The 10,954-nt window shown below is 60.0% G+C and carries 10 protein-coding genes; 1 reads left to right on the top strand and 9 read right to left on the bottom strand.

Annotated features, from left to right (window positions below; all coding sequences use genetic code 11):
- The 8 genes from DWA01_RS17815 to DWA01_RS17780 all read right to left on the bottom strand — a co-directional run.
- Positions 1-389: response regulator (locus DWA01_RS17815; protein ID WP_114287153.1), on the bottom strand; the 389-nt coding region annotated here is incomplete at its 3' end.
- A 163-nt stretch (positions 390-552) separates the two neighbouring features.
- On the bottom strand, positions 553-1,776 hold the full coding sequence (locus DWA01_RS17810; RefSeq protein WP_114287152.1) for a formate dehydrogenase subunit gamma: 1,224 nt from the start codon (positions 1,774-1,776) through the stop codon (positions 553-555).
- Between the two features lie 263 nt (positions 1,777-2,039).
- Positions 2,040-2,633: a formate dehydrogenase FDH3 subunit beta gene (fdh3B, locus tag DWA01_RS17805; RefSeq protein WP_114287151.1), complete on the bottom strand. Its 594-nt coding sequence runs from the start codon at positions 2,631-2,633 to the stop codon at positions 2,040-2,042.
- Between the two features lie 13 nt (positions 2,634-2,646).
- The gene (locus tag DWA01_RS17800; RefSeq protein WP_114287150.1) at positions 2,647-5,541 is read right to left on the bottom strand and encodes a formate dehydrogenase subunit alpha; all 2,895 of its coding nucleotides are present in this window, start codon (positions 5,539-5,541) and stop codon (positions 2,647-2,649) included.
- 113 nt (positions 5,542-5,654) lie between these two features.
- A complete protein-coding gene (locus tag DWA01_RS17795) occupies positions 5,655-5,846 on the bottom strand; it encodes a ubiquinol-cytochrome c reductase iron-sulfur subunit N-terminal domain-containing protein (RefSeq protein WP_114287149.1) in 192 nt (63 codons plus the stop codon).
- Positions 5,843-6,550, bottom strand: a complete 708-nt coding sequence (locus DWA01_RS17790) for a TorD/DmsD family molecular chaperone (protein ID WP_114287148.1) — start codon at positions 6,548-6,550, stop codon at positions 5,843-5,845. The genes DWA01_RS17795 and DWA01_RS17790 overlap by 4 nt, the downstream gene beginning before the upstream one ends.
- Complete coding sequence (locus tag DWA01_RS17785) at positions 6,547-7,263, bottom strand: DUF3306 domain-containing protein (protein ID WP_114287147.1); 717 nt, start codon at positions 7,261-7,263, stop codon at positions 6,547-6,549. Before DWA01_RS17785 ends, DWA01_RS17790 begins: the two co-directional genes overlap by 4 nt.
- Positions 7,260-7,832 carry a DUF3305 domain-containing protein gene (locus DWA01_RS17780; RefSeq protein ID WP_336470014.1) on the bottom strand — a complete coding sequence of 191 codons (573 nt, stop codon included), beginning with the start codon at positions 7,830-7,832 and terminating at the stop codon, positions 7,260-7,262. The genes DWA01_RS17785 and DWA01_RS17780 overlap by 4 nt, the downstream gene beginning before the upstream one ends.
- Before the next feature lie 355 nt (positions 7,833-8,187).
- Here DWA01_RS17780 and DWA01_RS17775 point away from each other — a divergent pair, with 355 nt between their 5' ends.
- A complete protein-coding gene (locus DWA01_RS17775) occupies positions 8,188-10,152 on the top strand; it encodes a 4Fe-4S binding protein (RefSeq protein WP_114287145.1) in 1,965 nt (654 codons plus the stop codon).
- On the opposite strand, the gene DWA01_RS17770 is transcribed toward DWA01_RS17775, so the two are convergent.
- Positions 10,146-10,904 carry a c-type cytochrome gene (locus DWA01_RS17770; RefSeq protein WP_114287144.1) on the bottom strand — a complete coding sequence of 253 codons (759 nt, stop codon included), beginning with the start codon at positions 10,902-10,904 and terminating at the stop codon, positions 10,146-10,148. The genes DWA01_RS17775 and DWA01_RS17770 overlap by 7 nt on opposite strands.
- Positions 10,905-10,954: the final 50 nt, after the last annotated feature.

The following is a 10,954-nucleotide window of genomic DNA, read 5'->3' as shown; positions in this document are numbered from 1 at the left end:
AACACAAAATCCGCAACCCCGGCGCGCAGCGCGGTGATCGCGGTTTCCAGGTCCGCATAGGCGGTGATCAGGATCGCATCGGCAAAAAATCCGACCCGGTGTTGTTCGCGCAGCCAGTCGAGCCCGGTTTTACCTGGCATGATATTGTCGAGGATCACCAGGTCAAAATGATTGCCGTCCAGCAGTTTGGCCGCCGCCGTTGCACTGTCGGCCTGCTCCACCCGCTTGCAGCGCGGCGCGAGAATTTTATGCAGGAAATTCCGCATCCCGGGTTCGTCATCTACAATCAGGATCGAGGCGCGGAACAGGCTTTCACCATAGGTATCAGCGTCTTGAGAGACAGGGCTCCGGGTTGCGGGGATCCGGGCGGCCGGGCTGTGCCGGTTCATTGGTCTAACCTGACGGCAGCACCCAGGTTTTGCTCCTGAGACGAAAAGCCGGCCGTTTGCAGCGCGAAATTTGCGGTAATGGTAATCAACACAATGGCGGCAAAGGCCAGCAACATCGTTTTCATCTCAAATCCCCCATGACGAAATCATTCTCTTGTCGAAATCACTCAACCGTCGGCTCAGAAGCTGAAGGGGCAGAATCAGACGGGCGGTCTTCAGATGAAATTTCATCAAGCCAGAGAGAGTGATGCTCGCGCGCCCACTGCTCTTCGACTTCGCCGCTGCTCATCGCATCAATTGCGCCCTCCATGCCGACCGAGCCGATATAAATATGCGCCAGCACGATCGCCATCAGGACGAATGCTACCAAAGCATGGGCGATCTGGGAATACTGCATTTCCTGGTGCGGCGTCTGCGCCAGCGGCAAATCGCCAATACCAAACAATTGCGGCAGGCCAGAACTGTTCAGAACGGCGAAAGTTTTGGCAAACAGCGGCATTTCAAAGGGGAACAGAAGCGACAGGCCCGACAGCGACACCGAGGCGCCAAGCAGAATGACCGTCCAGAAAATCAGTTTCTGGCCAGCGTTGAATTTGCCCGCCGGCGGGTGCACGCCTTTTTTCAGAATGCCGCCGCCCTGGGCCAGCCAGGTCAGATCGTGGCGTTTGGGAAGGTTGTGCAGCACCCACATAAAAAACACCAGGATGAGGCCGATGATGAAGGCCCAGGAGATATTGTTATGGATCCATTTGGAACTGCCGGCCAGCAGCGCAAAACTGTCGCGGCCAAACATTGGGATCAGCACCGTACGGCCAAAGAGCGTGATCAGCCCGGTCAGCGCCAGCACAATGAAAGAGCCGCCCATCAGCCAGTGGGCAAAGCGCTCCACCGCTTTGAAACGGGTCACCGTGTTGCCGGTTTTTTCACCGTCAATGCGGATGCGGCCGCGGATCAGGTAAAACAGCACGAGCGCCAGCAGCGTGCCGCCCAGCAGCCAGGCACCGCCCCGCATCAGGGGCCCCTCGCGGAAGTTCAGCCACCAGATGCCCTCGTTCTGGATCACCACGCCTGCGGCCGGCCCCCGGGCAGAGACCGTCACATCAGCTGAGCCATAGCGCAGCGCGCGCCAGAGTTCGGGATCAGAGACACCACCCAGCGTACCAAGCGGGTTAACCAGGCCGGCCGCATTGTCCGGATTGCCGGTGGCACCGCTGCGGAAACTGTCGTCAATCTGCGCGCCACGCTGACGGGACATGATATCCGACAGCGTCTGGGCGCCGCCGGTTGCGCTGCGGTCAGGCACGCCGGTTTCCTGCGCCACAGCCGCCAAGCTTAGCAGCAGGCTCAGTAAAACGCCGGACAGGAATGCAAAAAGGGCGCGGGCCATTGGCGGGCTCCTAGAAAAGGTAAGGGAGAAGACGGCTCCAAGGGACACGGGACCCACGGGACAGAGACATCCGTTGCACAGGGACACCGATGCGCCGGGGTATCCGTTGCACAGAGGCGTCCGTTGCGTGGAAGCGTCCGTTGCGCGGAAGCGTCCACGGCTCAGAACCAGACTTCAGGTGTCGGAAACAAAGGGCGGCCCGTCAGAACCGCCCCTTGCTGTGTTACATGAGGCCCCAAATGTGGCCTGCAACAAGGTCCGGCTTAGCCGCCCTTCTGGTTATAGGCCGTGCCCCAGCCCCAGGCGCCGGAGCCAAAGCCGCGCGCCACAACCCGTTCGCGGTAAATGCCCGAGACCACATCGCCATCCCCTGCAAGCAGGGCTTTGGTAGCGCACATCTCGGCACAGATTGGCAGTTTGCCCTCTGCGATCCGGTTGCGGCCATATTTGGCGAATTCGGCGGCGGAGTTGTTTTCCTCCGGACCACCGGCGCAGAAGGTGCATTTGTCCATCTTACCGCGGGAGCCAAAGTTGCCGGCCTGGGGATATTGCGGAGCGCCAAAGGGACAGGCGTAGAAGCAATACCCGCAGCCGATGCACAGGTCCTTGGAATGCAGCACCACACCTTCGTCGGTCTGATAGAAACAATCCACCGGGCAGACCGCCATACAGGGCGCGTCAGAACAATGCATGCACGCCACCGAGATTGAGCGCTCACCGGGTGAGCCATCATTGATGGTCACCACTTTGCGCCGGTTGATGCCCCAGGGCACCTCGTGCTCGTTTTTACAGGCTGTCACGCAGGCATTGCATTCAATGCAGCGTTCAGCATCGACGAGAAACTTAGATCTTGCCATCAATCATACCTCCTTATGCTGACCAGATTTTGCAAAGAGTGGCTTTGGTCTCTTGCATCTGTGTCACTGAATCATAGCCATAGGTCTGCGCGGTGTTGGAGGATTCCCCCAGCACATAGGGATCGGCGCCGTCAGGGTATTTGTGCCGCCGGTCCTCGCCTTCAAAATGGCCGCCAAAGTGGAACGGCATAAAGGCGACACCTTCGCCGACCCGCTGGGTAACCATGGCCATCACTTTGACCTTTGCGCCTTCAGCGCCCTCGACCCAGACCTGTGCACCATCGCGGATGCCCAGGTTGTTGGCGTCTCTGGTGTTGATTTCCACAAACATGTCCTGCTGCAATTCAGCGAGCCAGCGGTTGGAGCGGCTTTCGTCACCCCCACCCTCATATTCCACCAGACGACCAGAGGTCAGGATCATTGGATAATCCTTTGAAAAGTCGTTCTTCTGGATCGAGGCATACATGGTGGGCAACCGGTAAAATTTGCGGTCTTCATAGGTGGGATAATCCTCCACCAGATCGCGCCGGTTGGTATAGAGCGGCTCTCTGTGGACCGGCACCGGATCGGGGAAGGTCCAGACCACAGCGCGGGCTTTGGCATTCCCAAATGGCGCACATTCATGTTTGATCGCCACCCGCTGGATGCCACCGGAAAGATCGGTTTTCCAGTTGGTTTTTGGCCCCGCCACCGCATCAATCGCGGCGCGTTCTTCAGCGGTCAGATCGCCGTCCCAGCCCAGATCCATCAGCATCTGCATAGTGAACTCAGGGTAGCCATCCTGAATTTCAGAGCCAGCAGAATAGACGCCCTCGGCCAGCAGGTTGTCTCCGTCGCGTTCCACGCCAAAGCGGGCGCGGAAAGTCAGCCCGCCTTCAGACACCGGTTTAGACATGTCATAAAGGTTGGGCGTGCCGGGATGGCCCATTTCGGCTGTGCCCCAGCAGGGCCATGGCATGCCGTAATAATCGCCGTCAGCCGGTCCGCCGATCGCCTGCAACGTGGTGCGGTCAAAGGTGTGCTGATTGGCCATATGCAGTTTGATGCGTTCCGGCGACTGGCCGGTATACCCAACGGTCCACATGCCGGCGTTGATTTCGCGGGTGACGCTTTCCACATTCGGCGTCTCATCGTCTTCCATCTCAATGTTGCGGAAGAACCGGTCCCCCCAGCCGAATTTATTGGCGAATTTGGCCATGATCACATGGTCCGGCAGGCTTTCAAACAGCGGATCCACCACCTTGTCGCGCCACTGGATCGAGCGGTTTGACGCGGTGACCGAGCCCCGGGTTTCAAACTGGGTACAGGCCGGCAGCAGATAGACCCCGTCTTCGCGGTCATGCAGCACGGCGGATACAGTGGGATAAGGATCCACCACCACCAGCATGTCGAGCTGCTCCATCGCGGTTTTCATCTCTTTGCCGCGGGTCTGCGAGTTGGGCGCATGGCCCCAGAGCACCATGGCGCGCACCTTGTTGGGCTGGTCCATGTTCTCAACATCTTCCAGCACGCCATCGATCCAGCGGCTGACCGGAATGCCGGTGCTGTTCATCAGCTTCTTGTCTTTGCCGTCGGCGCCTTTGAGAACATCAAACTGGGCTTTGAGCCAGTCCAGATCTTCGCCCCAGACACGGCCCCAATGGGCCCAGGCCCCGGCCGACAGCCCGTAATAGCCCGGCAGCGTATGGCTGAGCACACCAAGGTCGGTGGCGCCCTGCACATTGTCATGGCCGCGGAAAATGTTGGTACCGCCACCAGAGGTGCCCATATTGCCGAGCGCCAGCTGAAGCACGCAATAGGCGCGGGTGTTGTTGTTGCCGGTGGTGTGCTGGGTGCCGCCCATACACCAGATCACGGTGGCGGGACGATTGTTGGCGAGCGTGCGCGCCACTCGGCGCAGCTGCGAGCCAGGCACGCCGGTGACACGTTCGGTCTCTTCCGGGGTCCAGCGTTTCACCTCTTCCCGGATCTGATCCATGCCCCAGACACGGGTGCGGATGAACTCTTTGTCTTCCCAGCCGTTTTCAAAAATATGCCACAGCAAGCCCCAGATCAGCGCCACATCAGTGCCGGGACGCAGGCGCACATATTCATCGGCATGCGCAGCGGTGCGGGTAAAGCGCGGATCACAAACGATCAGCGGTGCGTTGTTCTGCTCCTTGGCCTTGAGGATATGTAGCAGAGACACCGGATGCGCTTCGGCCGGGTTGCCGCCGATCAGGAAAATGGCGCGGGAATTGTGGATGTCGTTATAACTGTTGGTCATGGCGCCGTAGCCCCATGTATTGGCCACGCCGGCCACGGTGGTGGAATGACAGATACGCGCCTGGTGGTCGACATTGTTGGTGCCCCAGTAGGCGGCGAATTTGCGGAACAGATAGGCCTGTTCATTGCTGTGTTTGGCCGAACCGAGCCAATAAACTGAATCCGGGCCGCTTTCTTCGCGGATCTTCATCATGCCGTCGCCGATCTCGTTGATCGCGGTTTCCCAGCTGATGCGTTTCCATTCACCGCCTTCGCGTTTCATCGGATATTTCAGCCGCCGTTCGCCATGGGCGTGTTCGCGCACCGAAGCACCTTTGGCACAATGGGCACCCAGGTTAAACGGGCTGTCCCAGCCGGGTTCCTGGCCGGTCCACACACCATTGTCGACCTCGGCAATCACCGTGCAGCCAACGGAACAGTGGGTACAGACCGATTTCACCGTTTCAACCGCCATGCGGGCGGCGCTCTGGGCATTGGCGGCGGTGACGGTACCGCCAGTTGCGGCAATGGCAGTCAGCCCGCCGATGGCCAGACCGGAACCGCGCAGAAAGGCACGGCGGTCCACCGCTGTCTCGCGGGCGTCAGAAAGGATACTTGTCCGCTGGGAGCGTCGCGCAACCCCGTTGGTCTTTTTCCTGAGCATATCAATTCTCCCTTGCTGGCACCGGCGGGGCCGGGCTTGCTGGGTTTCAAAATCTCCGGACAGTCGGGCCTCACGCAACCAGTCGTCCGAAGTCAGTTAATGTCGTCTTTGTCTTAAAACCGGGCGCTGTCGAAATAGGCGCGGGTATGGGCGGTGTCCTGCATTTTGTCCGAGGTGAGATCCACCGGTTGGGCCTCAGCCGCAGTGCCACTAATGGCGACAGCGGCCACCGCAGCCGGCGCGGTCGTGGCCGCTAATTTCAGGAAATCGCGACGGCTGGTGCCATCGTCAGTCTTGTTGGTCATCTGACTTCTCCCTTCTGGTGTGTGGCGGCTGTTGCCGCCAATGTGCGGGCCGGGCCCGCGATCATGCGAAACGCTTCGCGTTCGACGTCGATAAAGGCTTTGCCCACCGCACCGACAGAGGCGTAGAGGACAGAATTTTTCGCCGCTTCCAGATCGGCAAAGAAATGTGCCGCCCAGGGTGCGATGTGTTTGTTGAAAAACACTTTTTGGCTTTCCAGGTCAGAGCTGCGGCCAAAACGCCCGACAATCATGCCGCCCATCATTTCCATCAGCGAGGCGATATTGTCTTCGGGTTCAAACACGTTCGGGGCCCGGGTCACGCCGCGTGCTGCCATATCGGCGCGCAAGGCGGCCAGCGGTTTTTCGTTGAGAAATCCGGTCAGGTAATAGCTGGCATAGGGCAGCAGTTCGCCGCGTCCCAGGCCAATAAACAGAGCGTTGAATTCGCTGATGACCGCCTTTTCTTTTGAGACCTTCGCCACGCGCGCAAGGGTTGAGATTGACTGACCCAACGGGCTGGCGTCCCCACTCAACGCGGCGCTCTGCAACAGCAGTGTCTGGTCCGGCGGGCCCGAGAGCATCAGGCCAAGATAGTTGTAAAGATCGGCGCGCAACCGGTCTTCAGAGATCACGGGGAGCACAGAGGTCTGATCAGAAGCCGGGCCTTCGGTCTGAATTGCGGTCGGGTCTGCAGTGGCGCTCATGTTCGGATCTCCGGCGTTGGATCGGGGGTAAAATGAAACTGCATGCGGCGGCGCGGCAGCGGCGGCTCCTCGACAGGAGCCTCGGCAAAGGTGTCCGGCGCGGCCAATGGAGAAATCAATACCGGCGCCGCATCGGTATCAGCAGACGTATCCGCCAGATCCGGAGCTGCAGAGGGTGTCGGTTCAGAGGGTTTTTCGCTGTCAGCAGTTATGTCTTTGAAATGTTCGGGCTGCAGCGGCGCAAGCGCGTCCGGGGCGGTATCTATCTGCATCCTGGCTTGTTCAGCGGCCTTTTCTTCCGCCTGGCGCGCCATTTCCTGCACATGTTTCAACATGCCTTTTCCGACCTGATAGGCGGTCTGCAAATTTTCCACTGCCAGCGCACTGTCAGAAAAGTCCTGACCGTAATCAACCAGGCCGTCCACATTGGCCAATACCGGATTGAGCCGCCACAGCTGACGCAAGGCGCGCCGGCGCAGGCGCTCGGGCACGGCTTTGGCCATGAACCCGGCAATGTTGTCGCCAGGCTGCAGCGTATCGGGATCGGGCAGCTCCAGTTCAAGCAACAGTTCTTCGTCAGATTTTTCTTCCTGAAGTGCCAGCTCTGACGCCTCCAGCGCAGCCTGATCGGCTTGCACTTCGGCGCGGGCTTCGGCCTCGACCCGGGCTTTACGCCGGGACCAGAAATCGACTGGCGGGGCTGCAGAGGTCAATTTAACACCTCTTTGCCGGCGGGCCTGTGCGGGGCGCGGTAGACATCGGTCAGCTGCGGGATACGCGCATCCCCAACACCGTCCTCAACCGTATCTACCCGCTGGCGGTCGCGGCGCCGTTTCACAAAGGTCTCGTGCTCGTGGTATTTTTGGGCAAAGTCGCGGATCCAGGCGATCAGCCCCTCGGGCATCGGGATTTTTTCCACCAGGTCTTCGCCGTTGTCGGCGTAATCCTGCGCCTCATAGGGCGACGCGGTCACCAAAAGCACCTCCCAGGCTTTTTGTGTATCCCCGGTCTGGCGCAGCACAGTAAATATGGACGGGATCCGGTCAGAGAGTCCTGCGAGATAAGCTTCGCTTTCGGCACCATGCAGTTCCAGAAATGGGGTGGAGATGTGATAATCTGCGGTCTCGCCATCGCGGCGCAACAGGTGCCAGTCGGCTTCGGCAGCACCGGGCAAAACGGCCACGACCTGCCAGGTCCAGCGCGCCCAGCGGGTTACCCCCGGGGATTTGCGCAGTACAATACCAAGCGGCATTGTCTGATACTGATGCGGATTATGTATCAAAGCTCCTCCCAAAGCCGAGTTGCAGTCTCTGGAAGCAACGCTGGCCCAGGCCCGCAGCATCACAAAGCCATTTTGCACGAATTTTAGCGAATTGCGGCGAAGCTGGACAATTTGGGGCGGTGGACAGGCCACGGTGTTCGACCCGGGACGAATTGTCCCTTGGGGCGGCACGCCATGCGCCTGAAACGCGCTTCACAGGCGGTGCTTGCCACCCTGATCCGAATCGCTTTGCGTCGCCCTGCCCCCACAAGAAGCACCGGATTTTTTGTTTACGCGCCCTCTTTTCCGTGACTACACTCGGAGGAATTCAGCACAAACCGGTCGCCAATTTTTGACCAATAGCGGGCAGGAATACATGTCTAAGAAACTGATATTATGCGATTGTTTGGGCAGCCAGCAGATGGACGCCGAAGGGTTGGAGCGGGCGACAGACATGCAGTGCTCTCGCGTCTACAGCAGCCTGTGCACCACTCAGATTGACAGCGCTGCACGCCTGATTGCCGCAGGGGAAACCGTGATTGCCTGCCAGCAGGAACGCCCCCGTTTCGAGGAACTCGCACGTGAACTGGAGGCCGAAATCGCAGGTTTTACCGACCTGAGGGACCGGGCGGGCTGGTCCGCGGACAGCGCTTCAAAACTACCCAAAATGGCCGCACTTGTTGCCGAGGCCAACCTGCCGGTGCGCGGCGAATTGACCGGGGTCCGGACGCTGGACGTGCTCTCCGAAGGGCTCTGCCTGATCATCGGGCCCGGCGAAGTGGCGCTGGAAGCCGCAGAACAACTGCGCGATATCTTAAGTGTCACCGTGCTGCTGAGTGATATGAGCGCGCCGCCCGTGGGTGCCTCCTTTGAGGTAATCCGCGGCGCAATGCGACAGGCGCAGGGCGCCCTTGGCGGCTTTGAACTGCAACTGGACCGGTTGCAGCAGATTGAGCCTGGTGGCCGCGGAATGCCAGAGTTTGGGCCCGCCAACGACGGCGCCCACACACAATGCGATATCATCCTGGACCTGAGTGGCGCCCCTGCCCTTTTTCCAGCCCCGGAAAAACGCGAAGGCTATCTGCGCGCCGACCCGAAACACCCGGCCGCCGTGGCCAAAGCGGTACTCGCAGCCTCACAGCTGACCGGCACTTTCGAAAAGCCACTGTATGTGCGGCTGGAGCCGGCGCTCTGTGCCCATTCGCGTGCCGGACAGCCCGCCTGTTCCAATTGCCTGGACGCCTGTCCGACCGGTGCCATTACCACGGCCGGCGATTTTGTCAGCATCGATCCGATGATCTGTGCTGGCTGCGGCGCCTGTTCCTCGCTCTGCCCGTCGGGCGCGATCAGCTATGACGCACCGCCGGTTGAGACTCTGCTGCGGCGCCTGCGAGTGCTGGCCGATACTTATCGCAAAGAAGCAGGATCTGCGCCGCGCCTGCTGGTGCATAATGACACCCACGGGCGCGAGATGATTTCCCTGTCCGCCCGCATGGGACGCGGTTTGCCGGCGGATGTTATCCCGTTTGAGATCAGCGCATTAGCTTCGTTTGGTCATGCGGAAATTTTGGCGACGCTGGGGGTTGGATTTGCCGCTGTTGATGTGCTTGTCTCCCCCGGATCAGACCACGATACATTACAGCGGGAGGCGGAGCTGGCGCAGGCGGTCAGTGCCCGCACCACCGGGCTGCTGGAGCTGGAAGACCCGGATGCGCTGTCGGACGCCCTGTTTGACGCTGAGGTCCCGGACGCCGTAGACACGCCAATCCTGCCGATGGGAACCCGGCGTCAGGTGACCCGCACCGCCGCCAAAGCGCTGGCGGCAAAAGACGCTATCCTGGCCCTGCCCGACAGCGCCCCTTATGGAGCTGTGCTGGTCGATACCGCGGCCTGCACCCTGTGCCTGTCCTGTGTCTCGCTGTGCCCTTCCGGCGCTTTGGGCGACAATCCGGACGCACCACAGCTGCGCTTTCAGGAGGACGCCTGTCTGCAATGCGGGCTCTGCGTCAATATCTGCCCGGAAAAGGCGATCACGCTGGAACCGCGTTTAAACCTGAGCGACGCCGCCTTTAATCAGGTGGTGCTGCATGAAGAGGAGCCCTTTGCATGTATCGAATGCGGCAGCCTGTTCGGGGTGAAGTCGACGGTGGAAAAGATCACCGAAAAACTGGCCGGAAAACACGCGATGTTCGCCAATCCGGAAACTGCAAAGATGATCCAGATGTGCGATAATTGTCGCATTCAGGCCCAGTATCATTCCCAGGACAACCCGTTTGCAGGTGGCGAACGGCCGCGGGTGCGCACCACTGACGATTACCTGTCAAAGCGCAAGGATCACTGAGCTTGCAACGGAGCACCAAGATCAGCCGGCGCGATGGTTGCCACGTAATCCGTGATGGCGTCGAGCTCCTCCGGCGTCAGCCTGAGCGGCACAATCGGCGGCGGGCGTGCCGGATCAAACGGCGCGGTCACGCCTTCGATCTGGGTATAGGCGGGATGTGGTTTACGGGCATAGAAGCTCTGAAACCGCTCTTCCCAGTCGTCAAACGTCCTGAGCAGAGCAAAAGACGGGGTCGAACCGATGGAATTCATCCGGTTTTTCTCATTCACCACATGGCAGCGGCCGCAGGTGGTCAGCGCCAGACCTGCACCGACAGCGGTGTCCACCGGCGCCCCTGCAGGCGCTGTGGCGACGCGTTCAACTGTCGGCGGCGTGAACAGAGACACCCCATCAGGCTGATAGCCCAGGATGGTCCGATGACCGATGTCAGAGGCGAGCCAGGTCAGGAAGCGCGCGGCCGCAGGGCTGTCCGAAACACGTTCAATATGCCAGAGTATCTGCGGGCCCTGAAACACTGCCGGCCCGCCGTTGCTGTCATTGCCGCTGGCGCTCAACTGCAAATCTGCTGCAGCGCCTGGAGCGGCCCGCTGAATTCTGACCGATGTTTTCAGCGAAAACCGGGGCAGCAGATAGTCGAGAAATCCGCTGTTTTCAAGCGCTTGCGGCACAGACAGCACGAAGCTTTTTTCCTGAGCGACAAGGCCCGACGGGATCAGGAAACAAGCCAGAAATGCACAGATCAAAATACGCATGCGACCTCCGGAAATGAATTTATACCGACAGTGTTAGCGGCGGATCAGCC

The sequence above is a fragment of the Candidatus Halocynthiibacter alkanivorans genome (assembly GCF_003333265.1).
Taxonomy (GTDB): Bacteria; Pseudomonadota; Alphaproteobacteria; order Rhodobacterales; family Rhodobacteraceae; genus Halocyntiibacter_A; species Halocyntiibacter_A alkanivorans.
Note: the sequence above shows the minus strand (reverse complement) of the source record. Positions and strands in the feature narration are given on the sequence as shown.